This window comes from Streptomyces sp. SS1-1, from assembly GCF_008973465.1.
Lineage (GTDB): Bacteria > Actinomycetota > Actinomycetes > Streptomycetales > Streptomycetaceae > Streptomyces.
The window spans coordinates 2682209-2701995 of sequence record NZ_WBXN01000004.1 but is presented as its reverse complement, the minus strand read 5'-3'; the positions used below and the strand labels follow the sequence as shown (position 1 = coordinate 2701995).

15 protein-coding genes and 2 pseudogenes are annotated in these 19787 nt (G+C 71.9%); 8 read left to right on the top strand and 9 right to left on the bottom strand.

Going from position 1 to position 19787, the window contains the following annotated elements:
- The first annotated feature begins 38 nt into the window (after positions 1-38).
- Positions 39-359, top strand: coding sequence for a DMT family transporter (locus tag F8R89_RS13480; RefSeq protein ID WP_151784211.1), 321 nt, complete (start codon positions 39-41; stop codon positions 357-359).
- Positions 360-381: 22 nt separating this feature from the next.
- Here the strand turns inward: F8R89_RS13480 and F8R89_RS13475 are convergent, their stop codons facing one another.
- A complete protein-coding gene (locus F8R89_RS13475) occupies positions 382-2742 on the bottom strand; it encodes a transglycosylase domain-containing protein (RefSeq protein ID WP_151784210.1) in 2361 nt (786 codons plus the stop codon).
- Between the two features lie 247 nt (positions 2743-2989).
- Between F8R89_RS13475 and F8R89_RS13470 the strand changes: the two are divergent.
- The 4 genes and pseudogenes from F8R89_RS13470 (at position 2990) to F8R89_RS13455 (ending at position 6354) form a co-directional block, all read left to right on the top strand.
- A pseudogene (locus F8R89_RS13470) lies at positions 2990-3774 on the top strand (ABC transporter permease).
- 49 nt (positions 3775-3823) lie between these two features.
- Positions 3824-4587: pseudogene (locus F8R89_RS13465) on the top strand (ABC transporter permease).
- A gap of 9 nt (positions 4588-4596) precedes the next feature.
- Entirely contained in the window at positions 4597-5607 is a 1011-nt protein-coding gene (locus tag F8R89_RS13460; RefSeq protein WP_151784209.1) for an ATP-binding cassette domain-containing protein, read from the top strand.
- A 33-nt stretch (positions 5608-5640) separates the two neighbouring features.
- Positions 5641-6354, top strand: a complete 714-nt coding sequence (locus tag F8R89_RS13455) for a DUF1707 domain-containing protein (protein ID WP_151784208.1) — start codon at positions 5641-5643, stop codon at positions 6352-6354.
- 48 nt (positions 6355-6402) lie between these two features.
- Here F8R89_RS13455 and F8R89_RS13450 read toward each other — a convergent pair whose 3' ends face one another.
- On the bottom strand, positions 6403-7740 hold the full coding sequence (locus F8R89_RS13450) for an SGNH/GDSL hydrolase family protein (protein WP_151784207.1): 1338 nt from the start codon (positions 7738-7740) through the stop codon (positions 6403-6405).
- Between the two features lie 229 nt (positions 7741-7969).
- Here F8R89_RS13450 and F8R89_RS13445 point away from each other — a divergent pair, with 229 nt between their 5' ends.
- Together F8R89_RS13445 and F8R89_RS13440 are read left to right on the top strand one after the other, a co-directional pair.
- Positions 7970-9337 (top strand): DUF445 domain-containing protein, encoded by a 1368-nt coding sequence (locus tag F8R89_RS13445; protein WP_192806113.1) that lies wholly within the window; start codon positions 7970-7972, stop codon positions 9335-9337.
- Between the two features lie 54 nt (positions 9338-9391).
- Positions 9392-10900 (top strand): MFS transporter, encoded by a 1509-nt coding sequence (locus tag F8R89_RS13440; protein ID WP_151784205.1) that lies wholly within the window; start codon positions 9392-9394, stop codon positions 10898-10900.
- Between the two features lie 71 nt (positions 10901-10971).
- On the opposite strand, the gene F8R89_RS13435 is transcribed toward F8R89_RS13440, so the two are convergent.
- The 7 genes from F8R89_RS13435 to F8R89_RS13405 all read right to left on the bottom strand — a co-directional run bounded on the left by F8R89_RS13435 (position 10972) and on the right by F8R89_RS13405 (position 19145).
- Positions 10972-11274, bottom strand: coding sequence for a hypothetical protein (locus F8R89_RS13435; RefSeq protein WP_151784204.1), 303 nt, complete (start codon positions 11272-11274; stop codon positions 10972-10974).
- A 116-nt stretch (positions 11275-11390) separates the two neighbouring features.
- Complete coding sequence (locus tag F8R89_RS13430) at positions 11391-12248, bottom strand: LLM class flavin-dependent oxidoreductase (protein WP_151784203.1); 858 nt, start codon at positions 12246-12248, stop codon at positions 11391-11393.
- Positions 12249-12470: 222 nt separating this feature from the next.
- Positions 12471-12668, bottom strand: a complete 198-nt coding sequence (locus F8R89_RS13425; RefSeq protein ID WP_151784202.1) for a hypothetical protein — start codon at positions 12666-12668, stop codon at positions 12471-12473.
- 194 nt (positions 12669-12862) lie between these two features.
- Positions 12863-13108, bottom strand: coding sequence for a hypothetical protein (locus tag F8R89_RS13420; protein ID WP_151784201.1), 246 nt, complete (start codon positions 13106-13108; stop codon positions 12863-12865).
- A 200-nt stretch (positions 13109-13308) separates the two neighbouring features.
- Positions 13309-16449 carry a DUF3427 domain-containing protein gene (locus F8R89_RS13415; protein ID WP_413251253.1) on the bottom strand — a complete coding sequence of 1047 codons (3141 nt, stop codon included), beginning with the start codon at positions 16447-16449 and terminating at the stop codon, positions 13309-13311.
- Between the two features lie 95 nt (positions 16450-16544).
- Complete coding sequence (locus tag F8R89_RS13410) at positions 16545-17579, bottom strand: SEC-C domain-containing protein (protein ID WP_151784200.1); 1035 nt, start codon at positions 17577-17579, stop codon at positions 16545-16547.
- 156 nt (positions 17580-17735) lie between these two features.
- The gene (locus tag F8R89_RS13405; RefSeq protein WP_151784199.1) at positions 17736-19145 is read right to left on the bottom strand and encodes an MFS transporter; all 1410 of its coding nucleotides are present in this window, start codon (positions 19143-19145) and stop codon (positions 17736-17738) included.
- A 67-nt stretch (positions 19146-19212) separates the two neighbouring features.
- Between F8R89_RS13405 and F8R89_RS13400 the strand changes: the two genes are divergently transcribed.
- Positions 19213-19740, top strand: a complete 528-nt coding sequence (locus F8R89_RS13400; protein WP_151784198.1) for a winged helix-turn-helix transcriptional regulator — start codon at positions 19213-19215, stop codon at positions 19738-19740.
- Positions 19741-19787: the final 47 nt, after the last annotated feature.

The following is a 19787-nucleotide window of genomic DNA, read 5'->3' as shown; positions in this document are numbered from 1 at the left end:
GCGTTCCACGTCGTCGTCTCGCCTCGGAGGTCCCTGTCATGGCCTGGGTTCTGCTCGTCGTCGCCGGTCTGCTCGAGGTCGCCTGGTCGGTGGGCATGAAGTACACCGACGGTTTCACCCGGCTCGTCCCCAGCCTGTTCACCGGCGCGGGCATCGTCGCGAGCATGCTGCTGCTGTCGTACGCCGCCCGGTCCCTGCCGATCGGTACGGCGTACGGGGTGTGGGTCGGGATCGGCGCGGCCGGTGCCGCGGTGGTCGGCATGCTGGTGCTGGGGGAGCCGGTCACCGCGGCGCGGATCTTCTTCGTGTGTCTGCTGCTGGTCGCCGTGGTGGGGCTGAAGGCGACCAGCGGTCACTGACGGGCTTCCCCTTATCTGCCGCCTACGGTCTGCGGGTCGGGAAGCCGGCCGTGGTGCCCGTCGCCCCCGGTCCGCCGGTGTCGGTGCCGCCGTCCTGGCCGCTGCTGGTGCCGCCGTCGGGTCCGCCGGGTCCGCCGGCGCCTCCGTCCGTGGTCCCGCCGTCGTTCGTGCCGCCGTTCTGGCCGCCGTCGGTGGCGCCCCCGTCGTCGGTGCCGCCGTCGCCGCCGCCGTCCTGGCCGGTGCTGGTGCCGCCGTCCGGGCCGCCGGGCGTCTCGCCGCCGGTCTGGCCCTCGGTGCCGGTGCCGGACGTGGGCTTCCCGGAGGGGCCGTCGTCCTCGTCGCCCTCGTCCTCGTCGCCCTGCGTCGGGTCGGAGGTGGGGTACTGGGGGACCTCGGCGTTCTCCTGGAGCTCCAGGTCGAAGTCGGTGACCGGCTTCCCCTTCAGGGCGGCCTTCGTGTACTGGGCCCAGATCTCGGTGGGCGCGCCGCCGCCGTTGATCCGCTCGAGGCCCATGACGCCGTACAGCGACTTGTGCTTGGCGGTGACGGGGTCCTGGCCCATGACGGCGACGACGGTGGCGAGGTCGGGGGTGTATCCGGCGAACCAGGCGGCGGTGTCCTCCTCGGCGGTGCCGGTCTTGCCGGCGGCGGGGCGGCCGGCGGCCTGGGCGGCGGTGGCGGTGCCGCTGTCGACGACGCTCTGCAGGACCGAGGTCGTGGTGTCGGCGGCTTCGCGGGTGACGGCCTGGGAGGGCTTGCGGTGGGGGAGGTCGACGACCTCGGCGCCGTCCTTGGTCACCTTCTCGATCATGGTGTAGGTGCCGCGCTTGCCGTGGTTGGCGAGGGTCGCGTAGGCCTCCGTCATGTCGAGGACGCTGGCGGTGGCGGTGCCGAGGGCGATGGAGGGGTAGGGCTCGAGGTCGGGGGTGGCCGTGGGCAGGCCGAGCTTGACGGCGGTGTCCTTGACCTTCTGCGGGCCGACGTCGACGGCCATCTGGGCGTACACGGCGTTGACGGACTTGTTGGTGGCGGAGCGCACGGAGATGTCGCCGTAGGAGACGTCGTCCTCGTTGGCGGGGGCGTAGTACTTGCCCTGCCAGCCCTCCACGGGGCGCCGGTTGGTGCCGTCGTACATGGTGTTGGGGGTGATGGGGCGGCCGTCGCGGGTGGTCGACTCGTTCTGCACGGCGGCGGTGAACACGAACGGCTTGAAGGTGGAGCCGACCTGGAAGTCCCGGCGGGTGGCGTTCGGGGTGTACTGCTTGACGTAGTCGATGCCGTTGTACATCGCGACGACCTTGCCGGTCTTCGGGTCGACGGAGGCGCCGCCCGCGCGGACGTAGCCGTCGACCTTGCGCTTCTTCGGGTCGAGCCGGGACATCAGCTTGTCGTCGACCGCGTCGACGAAGGCGTCCTGCCGCTTCTTCTGGAGGGTGGTGGTGATGCGGTAGCCGCCGAACTCCAGGTCCTCCTTGTCGACCATCCTGTTGCTGATCAGGTAGTCCTGGACGGTCCGCACGATGTAGCCGCGCTGGCCGGACAGGCCGGTGGAGGTGGAGGACTCCTTGGGCATGGGGAACTTCAGCCCGGCCCGTTCGGAGGGCTTGAGCCAGCCCTTGGTGACCATGCCGTCGAGGACGTAGTTCCAGCGGGCGACGGCGCCGGCCTTGTTCTCCGGGTGGGCGACGACGTCGTACTCGCTGGGCGCGTTGACCAGGGCGGCGAGGTAGGCGGCGTGGGCGGCGTCGAGGTCCTTGGCGTCCATGCCGTAGTAGGCCTGGGCGGCGGCCTGGATGCCGTAGGAGTTGCGGCCGAAGAAGCTGGTGTTGAGGTAGCCCTCGAGGATCTCGTCCTTGCTCTTCTCGCGGTCGAGTTTGATCGCGATGAAGAACTCCTTCACCTTGCGCGTGACGGTCTGCTCCTGGCGCAGGTAGTAGTTCTTGACGTACTGCTGGGTGATCGTGGAGCCGGACTGCTTGCCCTTGCCGGTGGCGGTGTTCCAGGCGGCGCGCAGCATCGCCTTGGGGTCGACGGCGGACTCGGTGTAGAAGTCGCGGTCCTCGGCGGCCAGGATGGCGTGCTGGGCGGGCTTCGACATCTGGGCGAGGGTGACGTTCTCCCGGTTGACCTTGCCGTCGCGGGCGATCACGGAGCCGTCGGCGTACATGTAGACGTTGGCCTGCTTGGTGGCGAGCGCGTTGGCCGGCGGGATCTTGACGAGGGAGTAGCCGAGGAGGAACAGGCCGGCGAGCAGCAGGACGCCGATGACGAAGGTGCCGAGGACCATGCGCCAGGTCGGGATGATCCGTCGCCAGCCCGTCCGCCGGGGTCGCTTCGGCTTCCCGGCCGGCTGCTGCGGCTGTGGCTGCGGCTCTTCGCTCATGTCGTGCTCGGACTCCTGATTCACGTCGTACTTCCCGTACGCCCTCGTACGCCTGCTGCGCCCCCATTGAAGACTCTCGCGCCGGGTGTTCCGTTCCCGGAAAGGCGCGCGTGTTGGGGGAAAGTGAGCTGTTTCTCGCTTGAGGGTGCCCCGGAAATCCGCTGGCAGGCCGCCTGGGGCGGCCACTAGGCTCCTGCGCTTCGGTGCCGGGCGGGTGAGGAGGGCCGTGGATGTGGGCGCGGGACGGTTGTACCTGGCCGTCGCGGCGGGTGGTTTCCGGCGGTATGCGACGTACCGGCTGGCGACGGCGGCCGGGGTGTTCACCAACACCGTCTTCGGGGTGATCCTCGTCTTCACCTATCTGGCCCTGTGGGAGGAGCGGCCGGGGCTGGGCGGCTACGACCAGGCGCAGGCGGTGACGTACGTGTGGCTGGGGCAGTGCCTGTTCGCGACGCTGGCGATCCAGGGCGGGGGCGCGGAGAAGGAGCTGATGGAGCGGATCCGCACCGGGGAGGTCGCCGTCGACCTGTACCGGCCGGTGGATCTTCAGCTGTGGTGGCTGGCGGGGGATCTGGGGCGGGCCGCGTTCCAGCTGCTGGGCGGGGGGTGGTGCCGTTCCTGTTCGGGGCGGTGTTCTTCCCGATGGCGCTGCCCACGGACGTGACCCGGTGGGCGGCGTTCACGGTGACGCTGCTGCTGGCGGGGGTGGTGAGTTTCGCGATCCGCTATCTGGTGGCGCTGAGCGTGTTCTGGCTGCTGGACGGGACGGGGGTGAACCAGGCGCTGATGATCGCGGGCATCTTCTTCTCGGGCATGCTGCTGCCGCTGAACGCGTTCCCGGGGGCGTTCGGCGAGGTGGTGCGGGTGCTGCCGTGGGCGGCGCAGTTGCAGATGCCGGCGGACGTGCTGATGGGGGAGACCGGGGTGGCGGGGGCGCTGGCGTTCCAGGCGGGCTGGGCGGTGGTGCTGCTGGCGGCGGGGCGCGCGGTGCAGTCGGCGGCGACGCGGCGGGTGGTGGTGCAGGGTGGCTGAGCGCGGCGCGGTGGTGGAGGGGCTGCGGGCCTACCGGCTGATCGCCGGGATGTGGGTGCGTTCCAGCATGACGTACCGGACGTCGTTCGTGGTCACGGTGGTGGGCAACCTGCTGCTGACGGGACTGGACTTCGTGGGCATCCTGCTGATGTTCTCGCAGGTCGACAGGCTGGGTGGCTGGTCGCTGGCGGAGGTGGCGTTCCTGTACGGGCTGGCGGTGACGGCGTTCGGGTTCGCGGATCTGGCGCTGGGCTCGATGGACGCGCTGGGTGCCCGGATGCGGGACGGTTCGTTCGACGTGCTGCTGGTGCGTCCGGTGCCGGTGCTCGCGCAGGTCGGCGCGGACCGGTTCGCGCTGCGCCGGCTGGGCCGGATCACGCAGGGCCTGGCGGTGCTGGGCTGGGCGCTGTCGGCGGTGGACGTGGAGTGGACGGCGGCGAAGGTGCTGCTGGTGCCGGTGATGGTGCTGAGCGGCGCGGTGATCTTCGGCGCGGTGTTCGTGGCGGGGGCGGCCTTCCAGATCGTCGCGCAGGACGCCGCCGAGGTGCAGAACGCGTTCACGTACGGCGGGACGACGCTGCTGCAGTACCCGCCGACGGTGTTCGGGAAGGACCTGGTGCGCGGGGTGACGTTCACGTTGCCGCTCGCCTTCGTCAACTGGGTGCCGGCCGCCCATGTGCTGGGCCGGCCGTACCCGGTGGCGCTGCCGGGTGGACGGCGTACGCGTCTCCGCTGGTCGCGGCGGTGTGCTGCGCGGTGGCGGGGCTGGTGTGGCGGTCGGGCCTGCGGGCGTACCGGAGTACGGGGAGCTGAGGGACGGACATGGGTGACGACGAGGCGTTCATCGAGGTGGACGGGGTCGAGAAGGTCTTCGACGTCCGCCGCAGGACGGGTTTCCTGAAGCGGGAGCGGCGGCGGGTACGGGCGGTCGACTCGATCTCGTTCCGGGTGGCGCGCGGCGAGATGGTGGGCTACATCGGGCCGAACGGAGCCGGGAAGTCGACGACGATCAAGATGCTGACCGGCATCCTGACGCCGAGCGGCGGCCGGCTGCGGGTGGCCGGGATCGATCCGTCCCGGGAGCGGACCCGGCTCGCGCACCGCATCGGGGTGGTGTTCGGGCAGCGCACCACGCTGTGGTGGGACCTGCCGCTGATCGACTCGTACCGGCTGATGCACCGCATGTACCGGATCCCGGACGCCCGCTACCGGGAGAACCTGGACCGGCTCGTGGAACTCCTCGGTCTGGAGGACCTGCTGGAGGTGCCGGTGCGTCAGCTGTCCCTCGGGCAGCGGATGCGCGGGGACGTCGCGGCGGCGCTGCTGCACGACCCGGAGGTGCTGTACCTGGACGAGCCGACGATCGGCCTGGACGTGATGTCGAAGGCCCGGGTGCGGGCGTTCCTGCGGGAGCTGAACGCCGAGCGGGGCACGACGGTGCTGCTGACCACGCACGATCTGCAGGACATCGAGCAGCTGTGTTCGCGGGTCATGGTCATCGACCATGGGCGGCTGGTGTACGACGGGGCGCTCGCCGGGCTGCACGAGGTCGGGGAGAGCGAGCGGATGCTCGTGGTCGACCTGGAGCGTGAGCTGCCGCCGATCGAGGCGCCCCCGGCGCGGGTGGTGAAGGTGGAGGGGCCCCGCCAGTGGCTGGCGTTCCCGGCGTCCGAGTCGGCGGCGGCGCTGGTGGCGCGGGTGGCCGCCGACCATCCGCTGGTGGACCTGTCGGTGCGCGAGCCGGACATCGAGGCGGTGATCGCCCGAATGCTGAACAGCCCGGTCGCGCCTCCCGGGGCGCCACGGGAGGACGTGGGGCGGGTCATCTCGTAGCTTCCGGGCGGGAGTTGTACGTAGGCTGCTGTCATGAGCGACAACGCCCCGGAGCTGCGCGCCTCCGACGCCGACCGTGAACGGGTCGCCGACGTCCTGCGGGACGCCCTCGCGGAGGGGCGGCTCGACATGGAGGAGTTCGGGGAGCGGCTGGACGCCACCTACCGGGCCCGCACGTACGGCGAGCTGGAGCCGCTGACCCGGGATCTGCCGGTCGGCGCGGCGCCCGCGCCGAGGGTGGACATGGTCAAGCGGCCCGCACCCGGGGACGGGTCGTGGGAGGGGCGGATCGTCGGCGGTGACGACTCCCCGGCGTGGGCGGTGGCCGTGCTGTCCGGGTTCCAGCGCAAGGGGCGGTGGACGGCGCCGAAGCGGCTCAACTGCGTGGCGTTCTGGGGCGGCGGGGAGATCGACCTGCGGGAGGCGAACTTCGCGGACCGCGAGATCGAGATCAACTGTGTGGCCGTCATGGGCGGCGTGCAGGTGATCGTGCCGCCCGGTGTGGAGGTCGTGGTGCGCGGCATCGGTGTCATGGGCGGTTTCGACCACCGTGAGGACGGTGTCCTCGGTGAGCCCGGCGGGCCCCGGGTGATCGTGTCCGGGTTCGCGTTCTGGGGCGGGGTCGGTGTGGAGCGCAAGCTGACGCGCGCCCAGAAGCAGGAACTGCGCGAGGAGCGCCGCCGGGAGAAGCTGGAGCGCAAGGCCGGCCGGCGCGAACTGCCGACGCCGGGCTCCGACGGGGACTGAGCCCCGGCGGGGCGGGGGCGGCCACCGGGTCCGTCCCCGCCCCGTCGCTCACAGCTCGGCGGGGGCCGCGCCCTTCAGGAGCTTCAGGTCGAAGCTCTCCGCCATCCGCTGGTACCCCTGGTCGCTGGGGTGCAGATGGTCGCCGGAGTCGTAGTCGGCGCGGAACCGGCGCGGGTTGTACGGGTCGCGCACGGCCGCGTCGAAGTCGACGACCGCGTCGAAGACGCGCCCGGCGCGGATCTGCGCGTTGATCTGCTGCCGTACCTGCTCGCGGGCGCCGGTGTAGCCGCGGTGGCCCTCGAAGGGCATGAGGGTCGCGCCGATCACCTTCAGGCCGCGGGCGTGGCCCTGGCGGACCAGGGTGCGCAGCCCGTCGAGGATGCGCTCGGGGTCGGCGACGCCGGGGGTGCGCAGGATGTCGTTGACGCCGAGGTCGATGACGACGACCTTGACGCCGGTGCGGGAGAGCACGTCCCGGTGGTAGCGGCCGAGCCCGGCCTGGTTCTCGGCGGGGCGGCCGGTGCCGCTGGCGAGGACCTGGTTGCCGCTGATGCCCTGGTTGACGACGGTGTACCGGGGCAGGTCCTGGCCGTCGGCGATCGCGGTGCGCAGCCGGCGTGCGAGGACGTCCGTCCAGCGGCGGTTGGTGTTCAGGGTGGACGTGATGCCGTCGGTCAGCGAGTCGCCGAAGACGACGACGGTGCCGTCGGACTCGTTGCTGAGGACGTCCACCGCGGTCAGGTACCGCCAGGACGTGACCTGCCCGGTGTACGCGGCGCCGGTGGTGTCCTCGGTGAGGTCGCCCTCGCCGACGTAGCTGGTCTGGCGGGCGTGCGGGTGCCAGGTCACCGGGCCGGACGGGGTCGGCGAGTACGTGGTGACCAGCACGTCGGAGTCGGCGGGGACGGCGAGGCGCACCGCGTCGCTGAGCACCTGCTGCCCGGGCGGTACGACGACGGTGGTGCTGCCGCCGAACGTCAGGCGCCGCATGGTGTCCGCGACGGCGGCCGGGGTGCCGGGGCCGGCGGCGAGGGCCATCGACGCGTGGGTGATCGTCAGCGACGACTGGCCGTAGAGATTGGACAGCGTGATCCGGGCACTCGTACCTCCGACGCCGACGTGTACGACGTTGCGCAGGGAGCGGCCCACCAGGCCCTCGACCTCGGTGCCCGGCTCCGCGCCGACCGGGGACGCCGACCAGGCGCCGACCCACAGGCCGGTGGAGGCGGGGGCGGCGGGGCCGCGCCCGGTGCCGCGCTGCGCGGGGGCGGTCTTGCCGGTGGCGCTGCCGTGGTCGGCGGCGACCCCGACGTACAGGGCGACGGACAGGGTGACGATCAGTGCGACCATCGCGGCGAGCAGGGCATAACCGTTACGCCTGGTCATGCGGTGCGTTCTCCTCGGACGGATGGGAGCCCGAGGCTCCGATGTGATCACCTCATGATGCGTCATAAGGCGGAAGGGAGTTGCACAGACCCCCCATTGGGCCGCCCGGAGTGCTCCGGAGTCGTCATCGCTCTCCCCCGGGGAACAGACGCCGGGAACTCCTGATTCGTTCCAGGAGTAGGTCGGGAAGGGACAATGTGTGCGGGGGATCACGGACGGGCGGAGCGGAATGGAACGTACGAACCCGGAGGAATCGGGAACGCGTGGCGTGGAGGAGCATGCCCGGCCGCAGGCCCCCGGTAACCGGGACGTGCCCGCGGGAGCCGTCCGCGCCATGGGCACGTTCACCGCCGCCGACGAGGAGAAGCGGCGCGGCGTACGGCGGATGAAGCTCACCGCGACCGGCCTGCTGCTGTTCGTCGCGCTCGTGTACGTCCTCGCCGAGGTCGCCTCCCACCACGGCGCCGGCGCCTGGGCCGACTACGTCGCCGCCGCCGCGGAGGCCGGCATGGTCGGCGCCCTCGCGGACTGGTTCGCCGTCACGGCCCTCTTCCGGCACCCGCTGGGCCTGCCCATCCCGCACACCGCGATCATCCCGAACAAGAAGGACCAGCTCGGCGTCTCCCTGGGCGAGTTCGTCGGCGAGAACTTCCTCTCCGAGGACGTCGTACGGCAGCGGCTGCGCGCCGTCGGCATCGGCAGCCGGCTCGGCGCGTGGCTCGCCGAACCGGACCACGCCGACCGGGTCACCGCCGAGCTGGCGACCGCGCTGCGCGGCGCCCTGAGGGTCATGCGGGACTCCGACGTCCAGGCCGTCGTCGGCGAGGCCATCACGCGCCGCGCCGACGCCCGCGAGATCGCGCCCGGCATCGGCAAGATGCTGGAGGGCGTCGTCGCCGAGGGCGGCCACCGCAGGGCCGTCGACCTGATCGTGGCCAAGGCCCACGACTGGCTCGTGCTGCACGGCGACGACGTCATGGGGGCCGTGCAGGGCGGCGCGCCCGGCTGGACGCCGAGGTTCGTGGACCGCAAGGTCGGCGAGCGCGTCTACAAGGAGCTGCTGCGCTTCTGCGTCGAGATGCGGGACATGCCCTCCCACCCGGCGCGCGGCGCCCTCGACCGGTTCCTCATCGACTTCGCCTCCGACCTGCAGTCCGACACCGAGACCCGGGCCCGCGTCGAACGGCTCAAGGGCGAGGTGCTGGCCCGCGGCGAGGTGCAGGACCTGATCGCCTCCGCCTGGACCGCCGTACGCTCCATGATCGTGTCCGCGGCCGAGGACGAGCGCAGCGAGCTGCGGCTGCGGGTCCGCTCCTCCCTGCTGTCCCTGGGCGCCCGGATGGCCGCCGAGCCGTCCATGCAGAACAAGGTGGACCGCTGGGTGGAGGACGCCGCCGTGCACGTCGTGACGACGTACCGCGCGGAGATCACGTCCCTGATCACGGACACCGTGGCGGGCTGGGACGCCGAGCACACCACCCGCAAGATCGAGGCGCACATCGGACGCGATCTGCAGTTCATCCGGATCAACGGCACGGTGGTCGGCTCGCTGGCCGGACTGGTGATCTTCACGGTGGCGCGGGCGCTGGGGGCGTAGATTCGCCGTTTCGCGGGCACTCGACGAGCGTTCCACTCGCCGAGGAGGGAGCTCATGAGCACGGCACAGGCCGAGAGCGGCCGCACGATCACCACCGACATCCCCGCGAGACTCGACCGGCTGCCGTGGTCCCGCTGGCACTGGACCATCGTGATCGGTCTCGGGACCGTCTGGATCCTCGACGGCCTGGAGGTCACGACCGTCGGGAACATCGCGCCCCGGCTGTCAGAACCGGGCAGCGGACTTCCCATCTCCTCCGGTCAGGTCACGGGCCTCGCCGCCGCGCTCTACGTGGCCGGAGCCTGTATCGGCGCCCTGTTCTGGGGCCGGCTGACCGACCGCTGGGGCCGCAAGAAGCTGTTCATGATCACGCTCGCGGTGTATCTGGCCGCGACCGCGCTGACCGCGTTCAGCTTCCACACCTGGTGGTTCTTCCTCTTCCGCTTCCTCACCGGCTTCGGCATCGGCGGCGAGTACGCGGCGATCAACTCCGCGATCGACGAGCTGATCCCGGCCCAGTACCGGGGCCGCGTCGACCTGATGATCAACGGCAGCTTCTGGCTGGGCGCCGTCGGCGGCGCGCTGCTGTCGATCGTCGCCCTGAACACCTCGATCTTCCCGGCGGACGTCGGCTGGCGGCTGACCTTCGCTCTCGGCGCCGTGCTCGCCCTGGTCATCCTCGTCGTACGACGGCACGTCCCGGAGAGTCCACGGTGGCTGCTGATCCACGGCAGGGACGACGAGGCGGAACGGATCGTGAGCTCCATCGAGGAGAAGGTGGAGGCCGGCCGGGACGAACCGCTGCCGCGCGCGGAGGGCGAGATCACCATCCGCCAGCGCCGCAGCGTCACCTTCATGGAGATCGGCCGCACCGTCTTCGCCAAGTACCGCAGGCGCGCCACGCTCGGCTTCGCCCTCTTCATCGGCCAGGCGTTCCTCTACAACGCCATCACCTTCGGCTTCGGCGCGATCCTGACCCAGTTCTTCGACGTACCGAGCGGCAACACCGGCTACTACTTCGCCGTCATCGCGGTCGGCAACTTCATGGGGCCGCTGCTGCTCGGCAAGCTGTTCGACACGGTGGGCCGGCGCGTGATGATCTCGTCGACGTACCTGCTGTCCGGGCTCCTGCTGTTCGGTACGGCCTGGCTGTTCGACCGGGGCTCGCTGAGCGCCACCACGATGACGGCCTGCTGGTGCGCGGTGCTGTTCTTCGCCTCGGCCGGCGCGTCCAGCGCCTATCTGACGGTCTCCGAGGTCTTCCCGATGGAGACCCGCGCCATGTCCATCGCCTTCTTCTACGCCCTCGGCACGGCGGCGGGCGGCATCAGCGGCCCGCTGCTGTTCTCCAAGCTCACGGAGACGGGCGTGGTCGGCGACACGGTCCTCGCGTTCCAGATCGGCGCCGGGCTGATGTGCGCGGCGGGCCTGGTCGCGGCGTTCCTCGCCGTGAACGCCGAACGCCGGTCGCTGGAGGACATCGCCAAGCCGCTGTCGGCGGTCGCCAAGTCGGCCCGCGCGGGCGTCCGCCCGGCGGAGGCGCCGGGGACGACGGGACCGTAGCGGTACCGCTACTGACGGAGGAGGCGCCGGGCCCGGCGCCTCCTCCCTGCTTCAGCCCGCGTACCTGCGCCTCATCCCCGGCGGTCGGCGACCGCCCAGGAGGCGAGGGCGACGGCCCCCGCGACCCCGAAGACGGCCGGCCCCGCGCCGACCTTCCTGGCCAGCGGGTGCGATCCGGCGAAGGCCGCGGCGTAGGTGACGGTGAGGGCCACCGCGGCCCGGTCGCCGGCCTGCCGCCGCCACTGCTGCGCGGCCGTGGCGCCCGCGAGGGCCAGCACGGCCCCGCCCAGCTGCCGCTTCCTGGTCCAGCGGGCCACGCCGTACCCGCCGACGAGCCCGCTCGCGGCGACCACCGCGCTGGGGATCCTCGCCATGTGTCCCTCCAACCGCTTGCGCCGGCCGCTGCTGCCGGCCGAGCTGTAGAGCATGAAGATAACCGGCGGCCCGTCACCGCCCTCCACCGGCGAGGCCTTCCTGCCGCGGCCCGGCATCAGAGCACGTCGGCCAGCCGGTCCACCTGGTCGGGGTCGAGGCCGTAGCAGTAGAGCATCACCTCGTGCACGCCCAGATCGGCGTAGGCGGTGAGCGCCGCGCGGATCGCGGCCGGGGTGGTGAGCAGCCCCTCGGCCATCCGGTCGGCCATGCCCGTGAAGGCGTAGTAGGCGAGCAGCCGGGACCGGGCGTCGTCGAGCACGTCCGGCGGGCCGAGCGCCACGTTCACCTGGGCCACCAGGCGGGGCTCGCCGTCCCGGCCGTACTCCTTCCAGAAGCCGCGCACGGTGTCGAACAGCCCGCCCGCCCAGGAGGGCGGAGCCGCGGCGAGGAAGCCGTCGCCGAAGCGCGCGACACGTTCGAGCGCGGCCGGCTGGAACCCGCCGAACAGCACCTGCGGCCCCCCGGCACGGGCGGGCGCTGGCCCGACGGGACCGGCACCGCCCCCGTGCGCCTCACCGGCCCACAGGCGCCGCATGAGGCCCATCTGCCGGTCCATCAGCCGCCCCCGGGTGCGCAGCTCGGTACCGGCGACGAGATGGTCGTCCTCCCGCCCGCCGACCCCCAGCCCCAGGACGAGCCGCCCCCCGGTCATCCGGTCCAGGGTGGCCGCCTGCTTGGCCAGCAGGGCGGTGCCGCGCAACGGGGCGAGCAGCACCTCGGTCTGCACCCGGACGCCGGAGGTGGCACCCGCGAGGACGGAGAGGGCGACGAGCGGTTCGGGGTTGTCGTACACGAGCCGGTCGAGCAGACCGACGGTGCTGAAGGGACCGGCGTCGGCGCGCCGGGCCCAGGTGAGGAGGGCGGCGGGATCACCGATGGGCAGACCGATGCCCACGTCGAGGGTGGAGCTCATCTGGGAAACCTCCGGAATGAGGGGTCGGCAAAGTCGGCTGCCGCCCCTCCCGCACCTCGTCGCGGAGGTGGGACGCTCCCACGCTGCGGCGTGTCTCCGGGGAACGTCTCGTCGAAGTGAGGGCACGGTAACGGCCCTCGAACCCGCCCGGCAAACGATTTACCGAGCGTTCGGCCCAGGCGTCGGCGACCCCGTCGGAGAAGCGCAGCCCGGGCCCGCGGCTCAGTCGTCCGATCCGGAGTCGGAGCTGGACTTGTTCGACCCCATCCCCCGGACGAGCGCCGTGACGATCCCGGCCACGCCCAGCGTCACCGCGGACACCACCCGCACCCAGCGAGGCCCGCCCCGCGCCGCCCACACGACACAGACGCAGCCCACGACGACGAGCAGCACAATCCCGGCCAGTACGAGCACACCCATGCCCCCTCCCCCTCACTCGCCCCGGAAGGTCACCCCGGGGATCGGTACGGCCCGCCATCCTTCCGCAACGGCCCCGGACCCCGGCCGCCGGGTCCGTCCCTACGACCCCGGACACGGGCGAGGGCCCCGGCACCGGGCGTGTGCCCGGGCTCGGGGCCCTCGTCGGGGTGAGTCGCCCGCCGCGAACGTGCGGCTCAGTGGCCCCCACCGCAACTGGAACCCAGGTGAGTGTGTTGCCCGCCTGGGCTCCCCTCACCGTTGATGAGATTGCCGCCCAGCCCGTTCAGGAGTCCGACCTCACCGAGGATGTCGAGGTTGAAGTCGTGCGAGTGACAACCGTCGCCACCGTAGGCGGGCTGCGCGCTGGCCGTGCCGGTGGCTATGCAGGTGAGGCTACCGATCACTACGGCCGCGAGAGCGGCCCTCTGGAGCTTGCGCATTCTTCCTCCTACGGGTGGGGGTGGGATCGGCGAGCGCACACGAAATGATCCACTTTGCGCTCATCTCGGAGGCTAATCCGATATCCCACCCCTCGCCGCCCGAGGACTGCCGAACGGGCCATGGGGTGAGGGGGCATCAGAACGGCGATAGGTCCGTACCGCTGACCGGCTGTCAGCCTGGCGGCGGACAGCGGAGCGCCCTACCCTGCGGCAATACTCGCGTACGACCACACGTCCGCGGGCAGGTCGTGATGGAGGCGCCAGGTGATGGCCATGGGCTTGCTGCCCTCGTGCTGGACGTAGGTGGCCGGTCCCAGCAGCATCCACGGCTGCGCCTTGCCGATGTCGGTCTCCTTGTACCGCCGGGCGAACAGCAGTACGTGGCTGCCGCGCTGCTCGTGCTGCCGGTACCGGAGGCCCGTGGGCGAGGTGTCGGCCGTGGTGCTCTGCGACTCCCAGTGGAAGAGCGAAGGGCTCAGCGCGTAGTCCTTGTAGCGCACGGTGGGGGAGAAGTCCTTCTCGTTCTTCTCCAGAGTGATCAGCAGAGCGTCGGTCTGATGCGCCTCGTCCCACAGCACGCCCTGGGCGAAGGAGCCGGGCATCTGCCCGCCGAAGCGTGCCACGCCGAGCGCGGCCAGGATCTCCGACCGGTTGTACGCGCTGTGGATCTTCAACGGGACGTCTGCGTGCGGCCCTTCGAGGGGGACGGGCAGGTGGTCGGCCTGCTCCATCACATACCGGAGGACTTGGCGCAGTTCACTGCGCAGCGCGCGCTGCGCACGGAGCGCCTCGAAGCCCTCGCTGTAGGACCCGAACCCACCGGCCTTGTCCCAGAGCGTGAAGAAGAGCATGCGCGCGTAGGTCTGGTCGCGGGGGCTGAGCGACTCGTACGCCGGAGCGTCGTCAGCCAGCATGCGGAGATACGCGTCGGCGCGCTCCCGGTCGTCGACGTGCAGGAACGCGTGCACGCGCTTCAGCAGGTCCGCCTCGCCGGGCTGCTCGGGCTCCCCGGCCAGTCCGGCCCGGCGCAGGATCGACGTCCAGGAGTTGCTGGACTTGTACAACTCCCGGATCTCACGCCGGCTTTCGCTCAGATAGTCCGCGAGCCGCGGTGTGTGGAACGCCCTGACCTCGCGGGCGAGGGTCTGGGCCGTCGCCTTCAGCTGGGTCCGGATGTTGTCCAGCACCAGGTCCTTCGACTTGCCCTCGAGGATGATCTGGCAGCCCGACGGCAGTACCGGGAAGTCGTGTTCGGCGTGCTCGAGCAGGCGGCCGCGCGAGAGGTTGGTCATCGCGCGGAACTGTTCCTCGAAGCGGAACTCGGCGCGGTGCTGGCCGATGAAGTCGAGCACCGTGAGCACGGGCTTGTCCGGTGTGCGGCGCAGGCCCCGCCCGAGCTGCTGAAGGAAGACGGTGGCGCTGCTCGTCGGGCGCAGGAGCAGAAGGGTGTCGACGTCGGGGATGTCCAGGCCCTCGTTGAACAGGTCGACGGAGAAGACCACTTGGGTCCTGCCCTCTTTGAGTCGTGACAGGACGTCCTCGCGGACTTCGGGACGCGACGTGCTGTCCAGGGCCTCGGCCTCGAGGCCCGCCGCCCGGAAGTACCGTGCCATGAAGTGGGCGTGCTTGCGGCTGACGCAGAAGCCCAGGGCCCGCATGGTCGTGGGGTCGGGCACCTTGTCCCGCACCTGCTTGATGACGATACGGGCGCGGGCGTCGTCGGCGGAGAACAGCTCCCCGAGCTGTGTCTGGTCGTATGCGCCCGAACGCCAGTCAAGCCGTCTCAGGTCCGTGCCGTCCGGCACGCCGAAGTAGTGGAACGGGCACAGCAGGTCGTTGTCGAGGGCCTCCCACAGCCGCATCTCGGCGGCGATCCGGCCGTCGAAGAACGCGTCCTGCACATTGAGGCCGTCGGCGCGCTCCGGGGTGGCCGTCAGTCCGAGAAGCTGCTTCGGCTGGAAGTGGCCGAGCACCCGGCGGTACGTGGCCGCGGTGGCGTGGTGGAACTCGTCCACGACGACGATGTCGAAGTGCTCCGGAGCGAACTGCTCGAGGCGCTGCTCGGTGAGCGACTGCACGCTGGCGAACACGTGCTTCCAGTCGCGGGGGAGTTCGCCGCTGTAGAAGACCTCACCGAAGGACGCGTCGTCGAGTACCTCGCGGTACGTGCGCAGCGACTGCTTGAGGATCTCCTTGCGATGGGCGACGAAGAGCAGCCGCGGATACTGCCGTCCGCCGCCCTGCCGGTGCAGCTGCCGGTAGTCGAGGGCGGCCATGACGGTCTTGCCGGTACCGGTGGCGGCGACCAGCAGGTTCCGGTGGTGACCGTGGACCTCGCGGGCGACGCGCAGCCGCTCCAGCATGTCCGCCTGGTGCGGGTACGGCCGGACCTGCAGACCGGACAGGCTGATCTTCGCGTCCCGGCCGGACACCGGCCCGCCCGCGGTGCGCAGTGCGTCGTCCAGCCGGTGGGCGTCGCGCTCCGGGTCGTAGGACTCGAAGGCGAGGTCGTTCCAGTAGGCGTCGAAGGTGCCCTCGAACTTGCTGAGCACGGCCGGCGTGGCCACGGACGACAGCCGGACGTTCCACTCCAGGCCGTCGAGGAGCGCGGCCTTGGAGAGGTTGGAGCTGCCGACGTACGCCGTGTCGAACCCGCTGTCCCGCCTGAAGAGCCACGCCTTCGCGTGGAGCCGGGTCGAGCGGGTCTCGTAGTTGACCTTGACCTCCGCCCCGAAGTCCCGCACCAGCCGGTCCAGCGCATGGCGGTCGGTGGCGCCGATGTAGGTCGTGGTGATGACGCGGATGGGCACGCCACGCTCGGCGGCCGCCCGCAGGGAGTCCTCCAGGACCCGCAGGCCGTACCACTTGACGAAGGCGCAGAGCAGGTCGATCCGGTCGGCGGTCGCGAGCTCGGCGCGGAGCTCGCTGCCGAGGCTGGGGTCGTCGGGCGCGTTCGTGATGAGCGCGGTCTCCGACAGCGGCGTCAGCGGACGTACGGCGTAGACGCCGGGGGCCTCCTTCTCGGCCAGCGCGAGGAGTTGCCGGGGGCCTTCGGCGATGGTGTCCGCCTCGCCGCCGTCCTCGGCCCCGGCGGCGAGGGACGCCATGATCTGGTTGGCCACGGTGACGCGCCGGTCGGGCGGCAGCTGGGCGAGTCGCCGGCTCACCGCCTGGCCGATGTGCCGGGCGAGGACATGCGGCGACGACTCCTCACTGACCTCGTCGTCGATCGCCTTCCACCCCGCCGCATGCAGCTGCTCCATCTGCTGCTGCATGCGCCGGGTGACGACCGCCTCGTAGACGCCCGCGACAGGCTGCGACAGATCCCTCGACTGAGCCACGCTGCTCCCCCCATCCCGCACCACAGTGGCTCAGTTCTAGCAGCAGCCACTGACAGGCAGGGGGCAGCACGGGTGGGGCAGGGGGTCGTACGGGCTCACACCGCGGTGTCAGACCCCGCATCCACTCCATGACACTCCCCATACCCCCGCCCCGACCCACACCAGCACCCCGCCCCCCGCTGCGGCGGCCACGCGATGGCTCGGCCTCGGGCGGCCAGGGTGGTGGCGTACTGGGGGAGGAGGGTCGGGTCGTCCGGGGAGGAGAGTTCCGAGGCGGCGAAGGCCTCGTAGGAGGGGACCGTGCCGGTGACGATGCCCAGGTTCGGGGTGCCGGAGGCGGACAGTTCGCGCAGGGACGTCTCTATCGTCGCCAGGTGCTCGTCGTACGACGGGTACTCGGCGGACAGTGACGGGTACGCCGTCAGCAGTTCGGTCAGTTCGTCCGCCGGCCAGCGCAGCATCGCCACCGGGAACGGGCGCGACAGGGCCTCCCGGTAGGCGCCGAGCTCGGCGCGCAGGCGGGAGATCTCCGCCTCCAGTTCCGCCGGGTTGTCCGAGCCGAGGGACCAGACCCGCTTGGGGTCGTGGAGCTCGTCCAGGGAGACCGGCATCGAGTGCAGGGTGTCCGCGAGGGCGTCCCACTCGTCGTGGGCCAGGCCCAGCATGCGGCGGACCCGGTGGCGGCCGAACAGCAGCGGGCGCGCCGCGTACGGGGGTTCGTCGCCGTCCGTCAGGAGGAGCCGGGCCGCCTGCGTGAACGTCTCCTGCGCCTGCTCCAGTTCGTCGTGCGCCTCCAGCGCCTCCGCGACGATCACCCAGGGGGCCGGGTCCCTCGGCGCGGACGCGCGGACGCCGTCGATGATCGCCCTGGCCTCGGCCTCGTGGCCGTACTCCCAGAGGTTCGACGCCTTGAGGGCGCGCACCAGATGGGGGTTCTCCAGGGGGTCCGGCGACGCCAGCAGGCGGTCGTACAGGGCGGTCGCGGCCGGGCGGTCGCCGGACAGTTCCAGGTGTGCCGCGGCCCGCAGCAGCAGGGCCTCGGCGTCCTCGGGGTAGAGGCCGGCGGTTCGCTCCAGGCGTGCCGCCTCGGCGGTGTGGTCGACGTTTTCGGCAGGCGTGTCGGGGCGCATGGGGGACACCGTACTGCCCGTACATGTCCTGGGAGAGGGCAGAGGGAGAGGACGGAGGGGAGAAGTCGGTCACCCCCACAGGTCCCCCCAGGTCCCCCGCGGTCCCCCCAGGTCGTCCCAGGTCGCCCCCAGGCCATCCCCGCCCCCTCCGTCTCCTCAGGCCGTCCGCTCCCGCAGCGCCGCCACCGCGGCCGCCGCCACCAGCGACAGGACCGCCGAGACGACCATCGCGATGTCGGCGCCGTGCGACAGGCCGCCCTTCGAGGAGGTCACGACGGCGATCGTGAGGGCCACGCCCGCGCAGGAGCCGATGTACCGGAAGGTCTGCTGGGCGCCCGAGCCCATCGCGGCCCGCTGGGCCGGGACCGACTCCACGGCGAGCAGGGGCAGCGCGGCGTTGAGCAGGCCGCTGCCCACCCCGGCGACGATCAGGCCGGGCAGCAGCCGGGTCCAGGAGCCGGAGCCGAGCGAGCCCAGCAGGGCGAGGGTGCCGGCCGCGTGCAGGGCGAAGCCGAGGGCCAGCTGGAGGCGTGGCGCCATGCGGCCCGCCAGCCTGCGGGCCTGGAGGGCCACGGCGAAGGACAGCCCGGACCACAGCAGGAACAGCCAGGCCGTGTCCATCGCGGACAGGCCGAGCGTCTGCTGGAGCAGCGCGGGCAGGAAGCTGAACAGGCCGATCACCGCGAGGCCGGTGAACAGGCCGCCGGTGGAGGACGCCAGGAACCCGGGGCGGCGCAGCAGGCCCAGGTCGATCATCGGGGTCGCCGTGCGCCGCTCCACGACCGCGAACAGGCCCAGCAGGACCACGGCCGCGAGGAGCAGCAGGGCCACGGGCGCCCGCAGCCAGCCGTCCCGGCCCAGGGTCAGCGCCGCGACCAGGGCGACCAGTGCCAGGCCGAAGGTGACCGCGCCGGCCAGGTCGGGCCGGCCGCCGCGTGGGGCGCGGGACTCGGTGAGGGCGCGGTGGGACAGGGCGGCCACGACGATCGCGGCCGCGCCCAGGACGCCGTAGGCGACGCGCCAGCTGGGCATCGCGCCGGTGATGAGGGGGCCGACGGCGATGCCGCCGCTGACGAACGCGCCCCACACCCCGGTGGCGTGCAGCCGGCCGCGCGGGCTCGGGAAGGCGTGGACGATCAGGCCGAGGCTGCTGGCGAGGAGGGCCGCGCTCGCGGCGCCCTGCGCGACGCGGGCCAGGGTGAACAGCCAGGTCGAACTGGTCAGCGCGCCCAGCGCGGTGGTGACGCCGAGCGCGAGGGTGCCCGCGACGAAGATCCGGCGCCGCCCGTAGTCGTCGGCGAGGCTGCCGGCGACCAGGAGGAGGGCGGCGAGGCCCAGCGGGGTGCCGTTCAGGAGCCACGCCTGCGCGGAGAGCGGGGTGTGCAGATCGGCCGCTGTCTCGGGGAGCGTGACCATCGGGGCCGTGTACGTCATCAGGGCGACGGCGGTGGCGGCGCTGGTCAGCGCGAGGGTGGCGCGGCCCGATCGCACGCCGGGCGGGGAGGTCGGGTCGACGGCCGGGCCGGAGGCGACGGCGGCATCAGTTCGTTCAGTGAACCTAGGCATGGGGTCACCGTAGCATCGTGAGTCTGTTCACCGAACCAAGGAGGTGGAAAGGGGTACAGTGAAGGACATGGCACTGGGCAAGGACTACGCGACGCAGGACTGCTCCATCGCCCGCGCGCTGGAGATCGTCGGTGAGCGGTGGACGCTCCTGATCGTGCGGGACGCGCTCTACGGCGTCCGGCGCTACAACGACTTCCTCGTCCACCTCGGCATCCCGCGCGCCGTCCTGGCCGCCCGCCTCCAGACGCTCACCACCGAGGGCATCCTGGTCAAGCACCGCTACCAGCAGTCCCCGCCGCGCGACGAGTACGTCCTCACCGAGCGCGGCATCGCCCTGTGGCCCACGCTCCGGGCGCTCGGCCTGTGGGGCCGCGAGCACTTCGGCGAGCGCAAGCTGCGCGCCTTCCGGCACGCCGGCTGCGGGACCGAGCTGGGGCCGTACGGCGAGTGCCCGGCCTGCGGGATCGTCGTCCCCGTCGCCGACGTCGAGATGGTGCCGGGACCCGGACTCGACCCCCACCCCGCGGACCCGGTCGGCCGGGCCCTGCTGCGGCCCAAGCGCCTGCTGGAACCCCTCGAGGTGGAGCCCGCCTGACCCGGGGGCCGGGGACGGGAACGATTTCCTTCCGTCGCTCGTCCTGT

Coding starts and splice junctions, on each gene's coding strand:
- F8R89_RS13410 (WP_151784200.1), bottom strand. CDS start 17,579: ATGCGCCCCGACACGCCTGCCGAAAACGTCGACCACACCGCCGAGGCG.
- F8R89_RS13425 (WP_151784202.1), bottom strand. CDS start 12,668: ATGGGTGTGCTCGTACTGGCCGGGATTGTGCTGCTCGTCGTCGTGGGC.
- F8R89_RS13445 (WP_192806113.1), top strand. CDS start 7,970: ATGGAACGTACGAACCCGGAGGAATCGGGAACGCGTGGCGTGGAGGAG.
- F8R89_RS13420 (WP_151784201.1), bottom strand. CDS start 13,108: ATGCGCAAGCTCCAGAGGGCCGCTCTCGCGGCCGTAGTGATCGGTAGC.
- F8R89_RS13400 (WP_151784198.1), top strand. CDS start 19,213: ATGGCACTGGGCAAGGACTACGCGACGCAGGACTGCTCCATCGCCCGC.
- F8R89_RS13405 (WP_151784199.1), bottom strand. CDS start 19,145: ATGCCTAGGTTCACTGAACGAACTGATGCCGCCGTCGCCTCCGGCCCG.
- F8R89_RS13435 (WP_151784204.1), bottom strand. CDS start 11,274: ATGGCGAGGATCCCCAGCGCGGTGGTCGCCGCGAGCGGGCTCGTCGGC.
- F8R89_RS13455 (WP_151784208.1), top strand. CDS start 5,641: ATGAGCGACAACGCCCCGGAGCTGCGCGCCTCCGACGCCGACCGTGAA.
- F8R89_RS13430 (WP_151784203.1), bottom strand. CDS start 12,248: ATGAGCTCCACCCTCGACGTGGGCATCGGTCTGCCCATCGGTGATCCC.
- F8R89_RS13475 (WP_151784210.1), bottom strand. CDS start 2,742: ATGAGCGAAGAGCCGCAGCCACAGCCGCAGCAGCCGGCCGGGAAGCCG.
- F8R89_RS13480 (WP_151784211.1), top strand. CDS start 39: ATGGCCTGGGTTCTGCTCGTCGTCGCCGGTCTGCTCGAGGTCGCCTGG.
- F8R89_RS13450 (WP_151784207.1), bottom strand. CDS start 7,740: ATGACCAGGCGTAACGGTTATGCCCTGCTCGCCGCGATGGTCGCACTG.
- F8R89_RS13440 (WP_151784205.1), top strand. CDS start 9,392: ATGAGCACGGCACAGGCCGAGAGCGGCCGCACGATCACCACCGACATC.
- F8R89_RS13460 (WP_151784209.1), top strand. CDS start 4,597: ATGGGTGACGACGAGGCGTTCATCGAGGTGGACGGGGTCGAGAAGGTC.